Raw genomic sequence first — 15,697 nt, forward strand, 5'->3', positions numbered from 1 at the left:
GTACGGTTCCCGCCCCGATCGCCTGGAAATCGCCAAGGATCTGCTGTTGCCGCGATTTCCTGACCGACGATCGATTCCGATCGCCTGGAAATCGCTCTATGCCTCCGCCGCGATGGCGCGTTCGATCATCATGCGCGAACGAACGCCGCCGGCATCGATATTGAGCTTGAGCAGCTTGCGGTCCGGACGGCGCAGCAGATTCTCCTGCTGCTGCTCCAGCATGGCCAGATCCTCGCTGAAGATCTTGCGCTGACCCTCGCGGATGGAGGCCGTGACGGCGGGATCGTCCACCGCGAACTGGCGGGCAAAACCCCAGAAATACCAATGGCTATGTTCGGTCTCCGGCGTGATGAAATCGACCACCACGGCGGCGGCCTTGGCCGAAGGATCGGCGTCAGGTCCGCCGCGCCCCTCCAGGGCGACACCGACCTTGATCATGACATGGCTGGGCAGGCTGAAGCGACAGATCTGCCAGCGGTCGACCAGCCCGTCGTCGGGCAGCCCCGCACTGCGCAGCGCCATGCGCCAGAAGGGCGGCGCCTGCACGGCGGACATGACGCGGGTGGTGACGACCTCATCCCCCTCGACGCGGGTGGTGACCGGCGCCTCGTCAATCTCGGGCTGGCCGATGCTGCCCGCATGGACATAATTTTCATGGGTCAGGTCCATGAGGTTGTCGATCATCAGCCGATAATCGCAGGCGACATGATAGAGGCCACCGCCAAAGGCCCAGCCCGCATCCTCCGCCCAGGGCAGCGGGTGCAGCTTCGCCTCGTCCGCCCGCTCCGCCTCACCGGGCCAGACCCAGATGAAGCCGTGGCGCTCGATCGCCGGGTAGGAGCGGATGGGCGGGAAATTCTTCACGCGCTGTCCCGGCATCGACGCCGCATGACCCGTGCAGGCCATGGCCAGGCCGTGATAGCCGCAGACGAGATCCCCGTCCCGCACGAAGCCCAGCGACAGCGGAGCACCGCGATGCGGGCAGAAATCCTCCAGCGCCGCCACCTTGCCGTCCTTGCCGCGATAAAGGACCATGGGTTCGCCGCAGATCGTCCGGCCAAGCGGCTTTTCCGCCAGTTCGTCGGGGGTGCAGGCAATGTACCAGGCGTCGCTCGGCCAGGGCTTCGGGGTGGGGGCGGATCGCGGCATGTCTCTCTCCAGGGATCGTCCGCCCTTTCGCGCGGCGGCGGCTTGCACTGTAGGGCGACGGCCGATTATAAGCATCCCGCATAATTCTTATAGAAACTATATCATTCCCTGATGGAAAAGCTCGATCTCAACCTGCTCCGCGTGCTGGAGGCGCTGTTCACCCAGCGCAGCGTGTCGGGCGCGGCGCGGGCGCTGGGCGTCACGCAACCGGGCGTCAGCCTGGCACTGCGAAGGCTGCGCGCGCATTTCGGGGACGAACTTTTCGTGCGGCAGGGCGCTGCGATGGAGCCGACATTGGTGGCCCAGCGGTTGATCGACCCCGTCATGACGGTGATGGCGTCGGTCCGGTCGGACATCGTGACCGCCGCCCCGTTCGACCCCGCCCGGTCGGAACGCTGCTTCACCATCGGCCTTTCCGATCTGGGCGAACTGACCTTCCTGCCCGACCTCATGACCGCCCTGCGGGAACGGGCGCCGGGGGTCACGGTGCGTTCGGTCACCCTGGCGCCGCCCGATCTGCGCCGCGCCCTGGCGGACGGGTCGGTCGATCTGGCGCTCGGCTTTTTCCTGGGGCTGGAGGGGGACAATCTCTTCACCCAGACGCTGTTCGAACAGGGCTTCGTGTGCCTGGTGCGCGCCGGGTGGCGGGACGGCGCGACCACCATGTCACTGGAGGATTATCTGTCGGCCGACCACGCGATGATCGAACAGGAAGGCCGCAGCCAGGAAGTGCTGGAGCGGCGAATCCGCGCATTGGGGCTGCGCCGGCGGACGCTGTTGCGCTCGCCGCATTTCCTGACCGTGCCGCTGCTGATCGCCCGTTCCGACATGATCGCGACGGTGCCCTATGGCGTGGCCCGCATCTTCTCCCGCCTTGCCGGCCTGCAGTTCCTTCCCCTTCCCTTCGACGCGCCCCGCATTCCGATCCAGCAGCTATGGCATCGGCGCAGCCATCATGACCCCGGCACCATCTGGCTGCGGCGCCTGATCGCGGATCTGTTCGGCGGCCGCGATCCCATGCTGGACGACGACCCGGTTCACTCACGGCCAACATCCACCGTCCGCTGAATGCCGATCGCGTCGAGAAATCGGCGATCATGGCTGACGACCAGCAGCGCGCCGTCGAAGCTTTCAAGCGCCCGCTCCAGCACCTCGATCGAGGCGATATCGAGATGATTGGTCGGCTCGTCCAGGATCAGCAACCAGGGCGGCTGGGGTCCCGAAAGAGCGACGGCCAAACCGGCGCGCAGGCGCTCGCCGCCCGACAGGCTGCCCACGATCCGCTGCGCCTCGCGGTTACGGAAGGCAAAACGGGCACAGGCCGCATGGATCGCCTCCTCGTCCAGCGTCGGGTGCCGGCGACGCATGTTGCCGATGATCGTGTCCCCTTCATCCAGCAGGTCGCCATGCTGATCCAGCATGGCGATCCGGTCGGATCGTCGCCGGACCATGCCGGTAACCGGAGCGAGCGCTCCGGTCACCAGGCGCAGCAGGGTCGATTTGCCGGTTCCGTTCGCACCCGCCAGGGCCACCCGCTCCGGCCCATGAATGGCCATTGTCCAGGGGCCGAGGCGACGTCCGCCCAGATCGACGCTGGCGCCCTCCATAGCCAGCAACTCAGCTTGCGAGGGGATGCCGGTGGCGGGCAGGTCGATGGCGAGCGGCGTCAATATTTCCACCCGGGCGCGAGCGGCATCGCTGGCATGAACCGCCTCGTCTATCTGCCGTTCGGCCAGGCGCCGCGCATGGCCGCCGCTATTCTCCGCCCGCTCCGCCCGCGCGCCCAGCAGGATCTTCGGTTCCGATCCCCTCTCGGCAAAGGCGCGGCCGGCCCTGTCGCGCCGGTCCTTCGCCTCCCGCGCGGCCTGCGCGGCGAGACGGGTCGCGCGCAGCGCGGCGTCGGCGCGATCACGCTCGACCTCCGCCCGCGCCTGATCGGCGTCGCGCGCGGCGGCAAAGGCGGACCAGCCGCCACCGACGATGCGGATGCCGATGGGGCTGAGTTCGACGATTCGGTCCATGCGTTCCAGCAGCGCCCGGTCATGGCTCGCGACCAGCACGCCGCCCGGCCAGGTCGCGACCAGCCGCTCGATCGCGGCGCGGCCTTCCCGGTCGAGATTGTTGGTCGGCTCGTCGAGCAGCAGGAGATCGGGGCGCTCGATCGCGAGGCGCGCTATCCCGATGCGCGTCCGCTCGCCCCCCGACAGGCTGCCCATCGGCCGTTCGATGTCCACTCCGGCCAGCCCGATATCGGCAAGGGCAGCGTCGACCGCAGCGGGCAGCATCCAGTCGACCGCGTCGAAATCCGCTTCGGTCCCCTCGCCCTGCTCGATACGCGCATGGATCGCCAGCGCCTCGGCAACGCCCAGCGCCTCGCCGATCAATTGGTCGCTGCGCCAGTTCTGGGCCAGCATGGCGGCCGTGCCGCCGCGATGAACGCTGCCGGACGAAGGCGCCTGCGCGCCCGCCGCAATGCGCAGCAATGTCGACTTGCCCGACCCGTTGCGCCCGACAAGCCCGATGCGCTCGGCGCCGACCGACAGGGTCAGGTCATGGAAAAGCGTCCGCCCTTCAGGCGTGGCGGCGGACAGGCTGGATAATGTGAGAAAAGCGGACATGGACACCATGACGAACAGGGACAACAGGGCAAGGGGCGCTGGTCATCCGGTCATCCATGGTCGTAAGTCCTTCCTGTCGGGTCATCCGCTCGCTCGCCACTGCATCCCGGTCCATGGAGAGATCAGGCTCTGGCGGCCACGGGAATCCTGGCCTGAACGAAGCACCATGTCCACCGCAATCTTCGCGCGCTTCCTCCCGGATGGCGGAATCTGCCAGCGGCCGCGCCGCGAATGGACCGGCCACCCTCAGGCCAGCGCCAGCACACCCGTCAGGATATTGCGCACCAGCTCCGCCTGCCCCCGCGCCCCTGTCTTGGCATAGATCTTCTTCGAATAGTTGCGCGCCGTTTCCACCGTCAGCCCCAGGTCGGCGGCCGCCTCGCTGATCGACATGCCCTGCGCGATCGCCCAGGCCAGCCGCGCCTCGCTGGGCGACAGTCCGAACAGGTCGACCAGCTGGTCGCAACGGTCCGCCTGCGACCATCGGTCGCCGCTGATATAGGCGATGGCGACGGGTGCCGACGGCACGGACAGCGAGCGATCCTGGATCGGCCGGACCAGCATGTCCATCAACGGATCGCGGCTCAGGTTGATCGCCCTCGGCCGCGCCTCGCGATCGGCGGCAAAGGTCTTGACCAGCGCGGTCATTTCCCGGTCGATCGCCGGAGACGCCGGCATCAGCCGGTCGTAACGCCCCCTGCGCAGCAGTCGCGAACGCTGGAAAAGCTGCTCCAGATGCGGCGTCATGTCGACGATGCGGCACTGGGCGTCCAGCGTCAGCCAGCCGAAGTTCAGCCGCCCGAACGCCTCCGAATTCACCGAAGACCGGAATTTTTCCCGCTCCAGCGCGACGAAGCTGCGCAGCGCGATGCGCAGATGCGGCACCAGCGCGGTCATCAGCGCGCCCACGCCCGACCCCAGCTCCCTCCCCCCCGCGCAGCTCAGCCAGGCATCCATGCCGCTCGGCTCGGTCACGCGCACCGAACGCATGTTGGTGATGCCCAGCGGTTGCAGGAATTCCGCCCGATAGCCCTGCTGCACCGCGTCGCCGGGATCCAGCAGTTCGTCCAGCGTATAGACCCGCGCCTCCCGCATCCGGCGATAGGGCAGGGGATCGCGCCCATATTTCTGGTTGAACAGCCGGTCGAGGTGCAGCGGCGTCGGCGGCCCGGCATACAGCTCGACGATCCGCTCCTCATCCACCGGGCGGAAGGCGAGGCTGGCATAGGCCGCCCCGGATCGCGCCCGCAACCTGTCGAGGAACCCGTGCCAAAGGGGTTGCTCGAACATACCCTCATGGAGAGCCGCCAATAATCCGCCATCGTCCAGTCGCATGGCTAATATGTATATCCTCCCATATGGGAGGTCCAGTACCTCACCGCTTCTGCCATCAGGCTGTCACAACACAAGGCGGTGAATGATGATCGATTCGAAGAGGCTGACGCATCTGGAGCGTCTGGAGGCGGAAAGCATCCATATCCTGCGGGAAGTCGTGGCAGAGGCCGAGAAGCCGGTGATGCTCTATTCGGTGGGCAAGGATTCGGCCGTGATGCTGCATCTGGCGCGCAAGGCATTCTACCCCTCGCCGCCGCCCTTCCCGCTGCTGCACGTCGACACCACCTGGAAATTCAAGGCGATGTACGAACTGCGCGACCGCATGGCGCGGGAATCGGGCATGGAGCTGCTCGTCTATCACAATCCCGAAGCGCAGGAACGCGGCATCAACCCGTTCGACCATGGCCCGCTGCACACCGACATGTGGAAGACGGAGGGGCTGAAGCAGGCGCTCAACCTCTACGGCTTCGACGCGGCCTTCGGCGGCGCCCGCCGCGACGAGGAGAAGAGCCGGGCGAAGGAACGCATCTTCTCCTTCCGCACGTCGTCGCACGGCTGGGATCCGAAGAACCAGCGCCCGGAACTGTGGAACCTCTACAACGCCCGCAAGAACAAGGGCGAGAGCATCCGCGTCTTCCCGATCAGCAACTGGACCGAGCTGGACATCTGGCAATATATCCACCTGAACGACGTCCCCATCGTGCCGCTCTATTTCGCGGAGGAGCGCCCCACGGTGGAGCGCGACGGCATGCTGCTGATGGTGGATGACGAACGCTTCCCCCTGAAGCCCGGCGAGGAGCCGGTGATGCGGTCGATCCGCTTCCGCACCCTGGGCTGCTACCCGCTGACCGGCGCGGTCGAGAGCGAAGCGAAGACCCTGCCGGAGGTGATCCAGGAAACGCTGCTCACCACCACCTCCGAACGCCAGGGCCGCGCCATCGACAAGGATGCCGGCGGCGCGGGCATGGAAAAGAAGAAGCAGGAAGGGTATTTCTGATGTCGGACGCCGATGTGATCTACAAGACCGACGCCCTCATCGCGGAGGATATCGACCAGTATCTGGAGGTGCACCAGCACAAGACGATGCTGCGCTTCATCACCTGCGGGTCGGTGGACGACGGCAAGTCGACGCTGATCGGCCGCCTGCTCTATGACAGCAAGATGATCTTCGAGGATCAGCTCGCCGCGCTGGAGGCGGACAGCAAGCGCGTGGGCACACAGGGGCAGGAGATCGACTTCGCCCTGCTGGTCGACGGCCTCGCCGCCGAACGCGAACAGGGCATCACCATCGACGTCGCCTATCGCTTCTTCGCGACGGAAAAGCGCAAGTTCATCGTCGCCGACACGCCCGGCCATGAACAATATACGCGCAACATGGTGACGGGCGCATCCACCGCCGACCTCGCCGTCATCCTGATCGACGCGCGCAAGGGCGTGCTGACGCAGACCCGCCGCCACAGCTATCTTGCCCATCTGATCGGCATCCGGAACATCGTGCTGGCGGTGAACAAGATGGATCTGGTCGACTATGACCAGGCGGTGTTCGACGGCATCGTCAAGGACTATACCGAATTTGCCCAGTCGATCGGCATCAAGGCCTTTACCGCCATGCCCATTTCCGGCTTCAGGGGCGACAATATCACCGGCCCTTCGGCCAACACGCCCTGGTACAAGGGACCAGCGCTGATCGAGCATCTGGAAACGGTGGAGGTCGACCAGGTCTCCGATCAGGAAAAGCCCTTCCGCATGGCGGTCCAGTGGGTCAACCGCCCCAATCTCGACTTCCGCGGCTTTTCCGGCCAGATCGCCACCGGCACGGTCAGGCCGGGCCATGCGATCCGCGTCCTGCCTTCGGGCAAGACCAGCACGATCAGCCGCATCGTCACGCTTGACGGCGACCTGGATGTCGCGGTCGCCGGGCAGTCGGTCACGCTGTGCTTTGCCGATGAAGTCGACTGCTCGCGCGGCGACGTGATCGCGGCGTCGGACAATCCGCCGCAGGCCGCCGACCAGTTCGAGGCGACGATCGTCTGGATGGCGGACGAGGAAATGCTGCCGGGCCGCCCCTATTGGCTGAAGCTCGGCACGCAGACCGTCACCGCCACGATCCAGCAACCCAAATATCAGGTCAACGTCAACACGATGGAGCATCTGGCGGCGAAGACGCTGGACCTCAACGCCATCGGCATCGCCAATCTGTCGACCGACAGGCAGATCGTGTTCGAACCCTATGAAACCAACCGCACGCTGGGCGGCTTCATCCTGATCGACAAGATCACCAATGCCACCGTGGCGGCGGGGATGCTGCACTTCTCGCTGCGGCGGGCGCAGAACGTCCACTGGCAGGCGACCGACGTCACCCGTGAATTCCACGCCAACCTCAAGAACCAGAAGCCGGCCGTGCTGTGGTTCACCGGGCTGTCGGGCGCGGGCAAGTCGACCATCGCCAACCTCGTCGAAAAGAAGCTGGCGCGCATGAACCGCCACACCTTCCTGCTGGACGGCGACAATGTGCGCCACGGCCTCAACAAGGATCTGGGCTTCACCGACGCCGACCGGGTGGAAAATATCCGCCGCGTGGGCGAGGTGGCGAAGCTCATGACCGATGCGGGCCTGATCGTCATCACCGCCTTCATCTCCCCCTTCCGGGCGGAACGGGACATGGTGCGCCAGATGATGAAGCCCGGCGAGTTCATCGAGGTGCATATCGACACACCGCTGGCCGACGCGGAGGCGCGCGACGTCAAGGGCCTCTACAGGAAGGCGCGTTCGGGCGAACTCAAAAACTTCACGGGCATCGACAGCCCCTATGAAGCGCCGGAGGATCCGGAAATCCGGATCGACACCACGGCCATGACCGCAGAGGAAGCGGCCGAAGCCATCATCGCGAGGCTGATCCCATGAGCATGACCGACGCTGATCTTGCCGCGCATCTGGCCGACATTGCGGGGCGCCTGCTGCTCACGGTGCGCGACAGCGGCCTGCTCGGCGCCAAGGCGCTGGGCAAGGCGGGCGACCAGACCGCCAACCAGTTCCTGGTCCACGCCCTGCGCGAACAGCGTCCCGATGACGGCCTGCTGTCGGAGGAGATGAAGTGCGACGGCTCCCGCCTCGAAAAGTCGCGCGTCTGGATCGTCGATCCGGTCGACGGCACGCGCGAATATGGGGAGGAACGCGCCGACTGGGCGGTGCATGTCGGCCTGTCGGTGGACGGCGTGGCGACGGTGGGCGCGGTCGCGCTGCCCGGACTGGACGGCGGCGTCGTGCTGCGCACCGACCAGCCCCGCCCCGTTCCGCCCGCGCCGGAAAAGCTGCGCATGGTGGTCAGCCGCACCCGCCCGGCCGCCGAAGCGGTCGCCGTCGCGGAAAGGCTGGGCGCGGAGCTCGTCCCCATGGGCAGCGCGGGCGCAAAGGCGATGGCGGTGATCCTGGGGCAGGCCGACATCTATCTGCATTCGGGCGGCCAATATGAATGGGACAGTTGCGCCCCGGTCGCCGTGGCGCTCGCCCACGGCCTGCATTGCAGCCGCATCGACGGATCGCCGCTGGTCTATAATCAGGAGGACGTCTATCTGCCCGACCTGCTGATCTGCCGGAAGGAGCATGCGCAGGGGGTGCTGGATCTCATCGCCGCTCTAACTCCCACCGGCGACTGAAGCCCCGGACGCGGAAAGAGCAAAATCGTCCCTTCCCCCTTCAAGGGGAGGGAAGGAGGGAGCGCGGCCGCGTCGCCCAATAGAGATGGCAGGGCGGCAGATTGCGCCATTCGAAACCCGTCTCGACCGTCTCGAAACGCCGCTCCAGCAGGGGGAGCACGGCCTTGCGCATCTGATAGGCCAGGAACCGCCCGTCAGGCGCCAGGACCCCCGCGCTCGCCTTCATCAGCCGTTCCGCCCGATCCGGCGCCAGCGTGGAGAAGGGCAGGCCCGACAGGATGCAGTCCGCCCGGCCCAGTCCGTGACCGGTCATGATGCCGCGTACGGCATCGGCCGAACCGGCGACCGCGACCAGCCGCCCGTCCGGCGTCACCCTGCGCAGATGATCGATGAAGCCCGCGCTGGTATCGATCGCCAGCAACCGCGCATGGGCGGGCAGGCGATCCAGCAGGGCACGGGTGAAGATGCCCGTACCCGGTCCATATTCGACGACGCATTCCATCCGGCTCCAGTCGATCGGGGCCAGCATCCTTTCGACAAGGCCATGCGAAGCGGGAAAGGCAGAGCCGACCGCCAGCGGATTTTTGAAGAACTCGCGAAAGGCGAGAGCCAGATGGTCCGTGCCGCGGCCCTGCGCTTCACCCCATGCGCCCCGCGCCATCCGATGTTCGAACGATATCGCCACGACTGCTCCACTCTCCCATGCCGTGATGCCGCAATCAGCGCGTTGCAGCCTGCCTGGAAAACCCGCGGGAACGGGACCGGGTTCCTGGAAAATCGCCTTAACTGGATCAGGATCCGCCGCGCCCGGCACGCACCGGAAGCGCGAAAGGCCGCCATTTGCAGGCCGTCAGCGCTGATATCGATCCGTCCTACAGCCGGTCCCGCACTGTCCGCATGACCTCGTCCAGGAAATCGGCGGCCGCGCGCACGCGAGGCAGCCTCTGCAGATCGGCATGCATGACCAGCCAATAGCTGCGCCAGACCTCCATCGACCCCGGCATCGACCCCGGCATCGACTCCGGCGTCGACTCGGGGAAAAGCTGGACCAGCCGCTCATCCTCCGCCGCCGCGAAGCGGTGCAGCACGCCCAGCCCCATGCCCGCCGCCACCGCCGCATGCTGCGCCGCACTGGAACTGGCGCGAAAGACGATGGACGCGCCGGGCAGCAACTGGTCGAGGGCGATCATCTCGGCAAAGCCGGCCAGCTCCTCGATATAGGAAACGAAGACATGGCGGCTAAGGTCGGCGCGGGTCGCCGGGGCCCCTTCCCGCTCCAGATAGGCCTTGGAGGCGTAAAGGCCGAGGCGATAATCGGCCAGCTTGCGCGTCACGAAGCGGCCCCGGGGCGGCGGCTTCAGCATCACGGCGATTTCCGCCTCGCGCCGCGACAGGCTCGCTACCTTGCTTTCGGATGCCAGCTCCAGCGTCAGGCGCGGGTGGCGCGCGCGCAGGGCCGCCACATTGGGGGCGATCAGATGGCTGGCAATGGCTTCCGGCGTGGCGAGCCGCACCGTCCCCTCCACTTCCCGGTCGCGCCCGGCGACGCTGCTCATCGCGGCGAGCAGCTCGCTCTCGATCCGCTCGGCATGGGAAACCAGTGCGAAGGCGGCGGGCGTAGGCGTCACCCCGCGCGGGCTGCGATCGAACAGCCGGGCGCCCAGCGTCGCCTCCATATTGGTCAGGCGCCGGGCAACCGTGCTATGGTCAACGCCGACCCTGCGGGCAGCGGCCAGCATGTTGCCCTCCCGCATCACGGCCAGGAACAGGCGCAGCTCATCGGAATTCAGCATGGGCAAATCCGCACAACAAATGTGTCGACATACCCGTATATCCGCAAAGCCGGCGGGTCTATAGCAAGGCCATCCACCCGCAGGAGAGGAACCGGAAAAATGCGTTCGATTACTCATTTCATTCATGGACAATCCGCCCCGCTCCCCGGCGCCCGCTTGTCCGACGTGCTCGATCCAGCCACCGGTACCGTCCAGGCGCAGGTCGAACTCGCCACCGCCGCCCATCTCCAGAAGGCGGTGGATTCCGCCCTCGCCGCCCAGCCCGAATGGGCCGCCGTCAATCCCCAGCGCCGCGCCCGCGTGATGTTCCGCTTCAAGGAACTGATCGAACAGAATATGGACGAACTGGCCGTCCTCCTCTCCTCCGAACATGGCAAGGTGGTGGCCGACGCCAGGGGCGACATCCAGCGCGGCCTGGAAGTCGTCGAGTTCGCCTGCGGCATCCCCCATCTGCTCAAGGGCGAATATACCCAGGGCGCCGGCCCCGGCATCGACGTCTATTCCATGCGCCAGCCGCTGGGCATCGCGGCGGGCATCACGCCCTTCAACTTCCCCGCCATGATCCCCCTCTGGATGAGCGCCATGGCCATCGCCTGCGGCAACGCCTTCATCCTGAAGCCGTCGGAACGCGACCCTTCCGTCCCGGTGCGCCTTGCCGAACTCGCCATAGAGGCCGGCATGCCCGCCGGGATCCTGAACGTCGTCCATGGCGACAAGGAAATGGTCGACGCCATCCTCGACCATCCGGCGATCAAGGCGGTCAGCTTCGTCGGATCGTCCGACATCGCCAATTATGTCTATGCCCGCGGCGCGCAGAACGGCAAGCGGGTCCAGGCGATGGGCGGCGCCAAGAATCACGGCATCATCCTGCCCGACGCGGACATGGACCAGGCGGTCGCCGATATCGTCGGCGCGGCCTATGGTTCGGCGGGCGAACGCTGCATGGCGCTGCCCGTTGTGGTGCCGGTGGGCGAAGCCACGGCGGACGCCTTCCGCGCCAAGCTGGTGAACGCCATCGAAACACTGCGCCCCGGCATCCCGACCGATCCCGACGCGCAATATGGCCCCCTCGTCACCGGCGTGCACAAGGCCCGCGTCGAAAGCTATATCCAGATGGCGGCCGACGAAGGCGCGGAAATCGTGGTCGACGGGCGCGGCTTCTCGCTCCAGGGCTATGAGCAGGGCTTCTACCTCGCCCCGACGCTGATCGACCGGGTGACGCCGCAGATGAAGAGCTATCAGGACGAAATTTTCGGCCCTGTCCTTCAAATCCTGCGCGCCCACAGCTTCGAGGAGGCGCTCAGCTATCCCTCGCAGCACCAATATGGCAATGGCGTCGCCATCTTCACCCGCAACGGCGACTATGCCCGCAAGTTCGCCGCCGATGTGGAGGTCGGCATGGTCGGCATCAACGTGCCGATCCCGGTGCCGGTCGCCTATCACAGCTTCGGCGGCTGGAAACGTTCCGGGTTCGGTGACCTCGACCAATATGGCATGGACGGCGTGCGCTTCTACACCCGCACCAAGAAGATCACCCAGCGCTGGCCCGATGGAGGTGCGGTGATCGACCAGAGCTTCGTCATCCCGACGATGAGATAGGCCTCCGCCCGGCCGGGGAACGGAAGCGACCGCTCGCCCGTTCCCCGTCACCTTCGCCCCGTCGCCAGACGCTGCCGAATATTACGCGGAAAGCCTGGCGCATCCGGTGGGATCGGGCATCCCCTTCATGCGGCCGACCAGGGATCTGGACATCTTCTGCAAGCCCGGCGGTGTTCCGGTCTATAATTGTCCCTTCGGAACGGTTCGACCGTCCCTATGTCCTGATCGCGATCTGACGCGGCCGTGCAGGCCGGGCGGGACGCCTGAACCAGAACGTCCAGACCGTCAGCGAGCCGAGCAGCGTCAGCGCCAAACCCGACAGCGTCATGAGCAGCCGGAAGGGCAAGCCACCGACCTTCGCCGCATGGAGCGGGTAAAGCAGATTATAGCCCTTCACCGCTGTGGGCAGCGTCGAGGCGTCGCGCGCGGCAACCAGCATGCCGCTGTCGGCCGCGAACCAGAGAGTGGTGCGGCCATTGGGCAGCCATTCCTGCGGTCGCCGCATGCGAAGCGTGACGAGACCGCCCTTCTTGCGCGGCAGGCTGAGGCTGCGCACTTCCGCATCGGGGAAGCGCGCCTTGGCCGTCATGATCATGCCCGCCCAGTCCAGCCTTCCGGCAAGCCCGGCATTGCGGGGCGGGGGCGGAGCCAGCGCCTTGTCGATCTGCGCAGGCGCTCCCGGCCCGAACAGCAACGCCGCCATGGGACGGAACACCAGGACGGCACCCGTCACCAGCGACAGCAGCAACAAGGGCGCGACGATGATGCCCAGGTCGCGGTGATGCCGCACGATCGCGGGGCGGCTCATCCGTGCCGGCCATAGGCGCCATTCGAAGGTCCGCCGCGTCCGCCACCAGAGGATGAAGCCGGTCAACACGAAGAACAGCCCGCAAAGCGCGGCAATACCGATCACCCAATCGCCCGTTTCGCCGGAAAAGAGATGGTGGTGGAAATCGAACAGCCACAGTTCGGGCCGCTCCCACTGGCTGCTCCACCGCATCACCACTGCACCCTGCTGGTCCGCATAGGCGCCGCGACCATTGTCGAACAGCAGTTTGAGCAGCCCGAAATCGTCGGACGCATAGGTGATCGACTGCGGCCGCATCGCCGGATCGGCCATGAGGCGCTGCGTCACCTCGGCCAGTTGGCGCACGTCCTCCACCCGCGGATCGCCGGCATGGGGCGCCAGCGTCCAGGCATTTTTATGCACCAGCAACGCGCCGCTCAGGCCCAGCAGCGCGAGCAGCAGCCCGATCAGCCCGCCGGTCCAGCGGTGGAGGGTGTCGATCAGTTTCACTAGAAGCGATAATCCCAGGACAGGGTGAAATTGCGGCCGCGTCCCGCGAAATAATGGGCATTGTCATTGGGCCGGACGGTCTGGCTGTAATAATCGATGGTGAATGTGTCGAAGATATTCTGCGCCGCCAGCGTCAATGCCCCGAAACGCGTCTGATAGCGCAGCGACAGGTCGGTCACGTCATAGCCGTCGAACCTGTAGAGCGGCGGATAGGCGCCCGGCGTCCGTTCGAACTGACGCGACAGGAAGAATTGCGTCTGGATGCGCGCCGAAACGGGTCCATGCACATAGCTGGCCGCCACGTTCAGGCGGTCGGGCGAGATGTTCGCCCCGTCCAGATCGCGGTCAACCTTGTCGATCCCGTCGTCCGAACCGTCGGTGCGGCCGATCAGATGGGCATAGCCGGTCGAGAGGGTCAGTCCCGGCAGCGGCGTCCGGGCCGAGAGGTTCAGTTCCAGCCCCTGTATCTCGACCCGCTGGCGCTGGACCTCGAACACGCCGCCGCTCTGCACCAGCAGCGACCCGTTCTTGCTGGTCGACCAGAAATAGGCCGCGCTGGCATCGATCGGGCCGCGCTTCACTTCAAAGCCGATCTCCCGGTTGTTCGACACGATCGGGCTGATGTTCACATAATCGTCTATGTCGACGCCGGGCGCGGCGACGGCACGGGCGATCCGGCCGACATCGGGCACGGTATAACCCTCGGCATAGCTGGCATAGGCGCGGATGCCGGTCCAGGGTTCCAGGATCACGCCACCATTGACCAGCGTATCGCTGAAGGTCGGCCTGCCCCCTGCGACATCGACGCCGCCGCCATAGGTCCAGAGGGTGTGATAGTCATCGATGCTGATGCGCACATCCTCATGACGGACGCCGCCCGCCACGCGCAGTTTCTTGTCGAACAATGCCAGGTTGAACTGCGCGAAGGGCGCGAGGCTGCGATAATCGGTAGGCGGCACCCAACTCCGGCCCGTCGCGATCAGCCGCTGCTCGGTCAGGTCATAGAGCGCGTCGAAGCCGATGGTCGCGGTCAGCGCCTCAAATCCCGGCATGGCGCGTTCATAGCTGATCTTGCCGCCATATTTGCGGCTGCGATTCTGCGACTGGTCGAACAGGGTGCCGACCGGCGCAATGCGCGGATCCTGAAAACTGGCGATCGGCGCAACCTCCCCGCCATAGGTGTCGCGCGAGCGGTTGAAGAAAAGTTGGGCGATGAAGTTGCCGTCCCACAGGGCGCTGTCGGTCAGCGTAAGCGCAGCGCTTTCCGTGCGGTTGGTGGCCGGAACGCCGGGCGGCGTGCCGCGCACCGAACTTGTCGGGCGGTCGATGCGATAATTGCCGTCCACCGCGACGTAATCGCCCTCCCCCTTCAACTGGAAGCGGCTCATGGTCAGGTCCAATCGCGCACTGTCGCTCAGCGCGTAGCCGAAGCGGCCGAACAGCGACCAGCTCCGGCTGTCCTGCGTCTCTCCCTGCGTCAGGTCGGTGCCGACGCGATTGCCATGCCCGTCATAGAATGCGCCGCGCTTCTCATAGGCTGCGCCCACCATCGCGTCCCATCGCCCGGAGCGCCAGCCGACCAGCCCCGCCACCTTGCCGCCGATGCCGTCACCGTGAAAGCCGGTGTCGGCATTGCCCTGCACCAGCACCCGGCCTGTCAATCCGTCGTTCCGGGGCGGCGCAACGGTCACCTGATTGACGATCCCGCCCGTGCCGCCGATCCCTTGCAGCGCGTTGGAACCATAGATCACCTCCACCCGATCAATGAAGAACGGGTCGATGGTGAAGCCATCGCGCGCGCCGTCCCGCAACGGCGCCGTCTGCGGTATGCCGTTGATCGCGTAGAGCGGCGATCGGCCGCGCAGCGTCTCACCCGCGCCAGACAGCTTTTGCCGCGTCGGCGAAAAGGAAGGGGTCAGCGCCGACACCGCATCGACAATGGACCCACCGATCGCAACCTGCTGGTTGAGCATTTCCTGGTCGATCACGTCGACGGTCAACGGCAGGGCGTTGGCCGGCAGGATCGTGCGCGCGGCGGTCACGATGATCGGGCCGCCATCCTCTGCGGCGGGTCGGGACTGGGCGAGCGCGGAGGGACTCAACAGAGCAAGCGTACTGGTCACAAGCAGGACAGACGAACGAATAGGCATGCATCACCCCTTAAAGCCGCCGTCCCGCTAGCCAAAAGAAGGGGATGTTGCAAGTCATTAGCAGTATTAACGAGCAAATGCTTTGCCGCCTTTGCACCGA

Annotated in this window: 12 protein-coding genes; 5 read left to right on the forward strand and 7 right to left on the reverse strand. The window is 66.1% G+C overall.

What is annotated here, in order from left to right:
* Positions 1-96 precede the first annotated feature (96 nt).
* Complete coding sequence (locus MRBLSP13_RS02950; RefSeq protein ID WP_363752615.1) at positions 97-1,149, reverse strand: aromatic ring-hydroxylating dioxygenase subunit alpha; 1,053 nt, start codon at positions 1,147-1,149, stop codon at positions 97-99.
* Positions 1,150-1,260: 111 nt separating this feature from the next.
* Between MRBLSP13_RS02950 and MRBLSP13_RS02955 the strand changes: the two genes are divergently transcribed.
* Positions 1,261-2,217, forward strand: a complete 957-nt coding sequence (locus MRBLSP13_RS02955) for a LysR family transcriptional regulator (protein ID WP_363752617.1) — start codon at positions 1,261-1,263, stop codon at positions 2,215-2,217.
* Here MRBLSP13_RS02955 and MRBLSP13_RS02960 read toward each other — a convergent pair.
* Both MRBLSP13_RS02960 and MRBLSP13_RS02965 read right to left on the reverse strand, forming a co-directional pair.
* On the reverse strand, positions 2,187-3,767 hold the full coding sequence (locus MRBLSP13_RS02960; protein ID WP_363752620.1) for an ABC-F family ATP-binding cassette domain-containing protein: 1,581 nt from the start codon (positions 3,765-3,767) through the stop codon (positions 2,187-2,189). The genes MRBLSP13_RS02955 and MRBLSP13_RS02960 overlap by 31 nt on opposite strands.
* A 246-nt stretch (positions 3,768-4,013) precedes the next feature.
* Positions 4,014-5,102 carry a helix-turn-helix transcriptional regulator gene (locus MRBLSP13_RS02965; RefSeq protein ID WP_363736846.1) on the reverse strand — a complete coding sequence of 363 codons (1,089 nt, stop codon included), beginning with the start codon at positions 5,100-5,102 and terminating at the stop codon, positions 4,014-4,016.
* 85 nt (positions 5,103-5,187) lie between these two features.
* On the opposite strand from MRBLSP13_RS02965, the gene cysD reads away from it, so the two are divergent.
* From cysD to MRBLSP13_RS02980, 3 genes are read left to right on the forward strand one after another with little or no spacing between them, the layout of a single operon-like run.
* Entirely contained in the window at positions 5,188-6,099 is a 912-nt protein-coding gene (gene cysD / locus MRBLSP13_RS02970; RefSeq protein ID WP_363736908.1) for a sulfate adenylyltransferase subunit CysD, read from the forward strand.
* Positions 6,099-8,006 carry a sulfate adenylyltransferase subunit CysN gene (gene cysN, locus MRBLSP13_RS02975; RefSeq protein WP_363752623.1) on the forward strand — a complete coding sequence of 636 codons (1,908 nt, stop codon included), beginning with the start codon at positions 6,099-6,101 and terminating at the stop codon, positions 8,004-8,006. The genes cysD and cysN overlap by 1 nt, the downstream gene beginning before the upstream one ends.
* A 2-nt stretch (positions 8,007-8,008) precedes the next feature.
* Positions 8,009-8,758 (forward strand): 3'(2'),5'-bisphosphate nucleotidase CysQ, encoded by a 750-nt coding sequence (locus MRBLSP13_RS02980; RefSeq protein ID WP_133654902.1) that lies wholly within the window; start codon positions 8,009-8,011, stop codon positions 8,756-8,758.
* A gap of 40 nt (positions 8,759-8,798) precedes the next feature.
* Here MRBLSP13_RS02980 and MRBLSP13_RS02985 read toward each other — a convergent pair whose 3' ends face one another.
* Positions 8,799-9,443, reverse strand: a complete 645-nt coding sequence (locus MRBLSP13_RS02985) for a class I SAM-dependent methyltransferase (protein WP_363752626.1) — start codon at positions 9,441-9,443, stop codon at positions 8,799-8,801.
* 187 nt (positions 9,444-9,630) lie between these two features.
* Positions 9,631-10,551, reverse strand: a complete 921-nt coding sequence (locus tag MRBLSP13_RS02990; RefSeq protein WP_363736843.1) for a LysR family transcriptional regulator — start codon at positions 10,549-10,551, stop codon at positions 9,631-9,633.
* 99 nt (positions 10,552-10,650) lie between these two features.
* On the opposite strand from MRBLSP13_RS02990, the gene MRBLSP13_RS02995 reads away from it, so the two are divergent.
* A complete protein-coding gene (locus tag MRBLSP13_RS02995; protein ID WP_363736842.1) occupies positions 10,651-12,150 on the forward strand; it encodes a CoA-acylating methylmalonate-semialdehyde dehydrogenase in 1,500 nt (499 codons plus the stop codon).
* A 214-nt stretch (positions 12,151-12,364) separates the two neighbouring features.
* Here the strand turns inward: MRBLSP13_RS02995 and MRBLSP13_RS03000 are convergent, their stop codons facing one another.
* Positions 12,365-13,447, reverse strand: coding sequence for a PepSY-associated TM helix domain-containing protein (locus tag MRBLSP13_RS03000; RefSeq protein ID WP_363752629.1), 1,083 nt, complete (start codon positions 13,445-13,447; stop codon positions 12,365-12,367).
* On the reverse strand, positions 13,447-15,597 hold the full coding sequence (locus MRBLSP13_RS03005; RefSeq protein WP_363752631.1) for a TonB-dependent receptor: 2,151 nt from the start codon (positions 15,595-15,597) through the stop codon (positions 13,447-13,449). The genes MRBLSP13_RS03000 and MRBLSP13_RS03005 overlap by 1 nt, the downstream gene beginning before the upstream one ends.
* Positions 15,598-15,697: the final 100 nt, after the last annotated feature.

It is taken from the genome of Sphingobium sp. LSP13-1-1.1, assembly GCF_040676415.1.
Lineage (GTDB): Bacteria > Pseudomonadota > Alphaproteobacteria > Sphingomonadales > Sphingomonadaceae > Sphingobium.

Coding starts and splice junctions, on each gene's coding strand:
- MRBLSP13_RS02960 (WP_363752620.1), bottom strand. CDS start 3,767: ATGTCCGCTTTTCTCACATTATCCAGCCTGTCCGCCGCCACGCCTGAA.
- MRBLSP13_RS02990 (WP_363736843.1), bottom strand. CDS start 10,551: ATGCTGAATTCCGATGAGCTGCGCCTGTTCCTGGCCGTGATGCGGGAG.
- cysN (WP_363752623.1), top strand. CDS start 6,099: ATGTCGGACGCCGATGTGATCTACAAGACCGACGCCCTCATCGCGGAG.
- MRBLSP13_RS03005 (WP_363752631.1), bottom strand. CDS start 15,597: ATGCCTATTCGTTCGTCTGTCCTGCTTGTGACCAGTACGCTTGCTCTG.
- MRBLSP13_RS02955 (WP_363752617.1), top strand. CDS start 1,261: ATGGAAAAGCTCGATCTCAACCTGCTCCGCGTGCTGGAGGCGCTGTTC.
- cysD (WP_363736908.1), top strand. CDS start 5,188: ATGATCGATTCGAAGAGGCTGACGCATCTGGAGCGTCTGGAGGCGGAA.
- MRBLSP13_RS02980 (WP_133654902.1), top strand. CDS start 8,009: ATGACCGACGCTGATCTTGCCGCGCATCTGGCCGACATTGCGGGGCGC.
- MRBLSP13_RS02995 (WP_363736842.1), top strand. CDS start 10,651: ATGCGTTCGATTACTCATTTCATTCATGGACAATCCGCCCCGCTCCCC.
- MRBLSP13_RS02950 (WP_363752615.1), bottom strand. CDS start 1,149: ATGCCGCGATCCGCCCCCACCCCGAAGCCCTGGCCGAGCGACGCCTGG.
- MRBLSP13_RS02965 (WP_363736846.1), bottom strand. CDS start 5,102: ATGCGACTGGACGATGGCGGATTATTGGCGGCTCTCCATGAGGGTATG.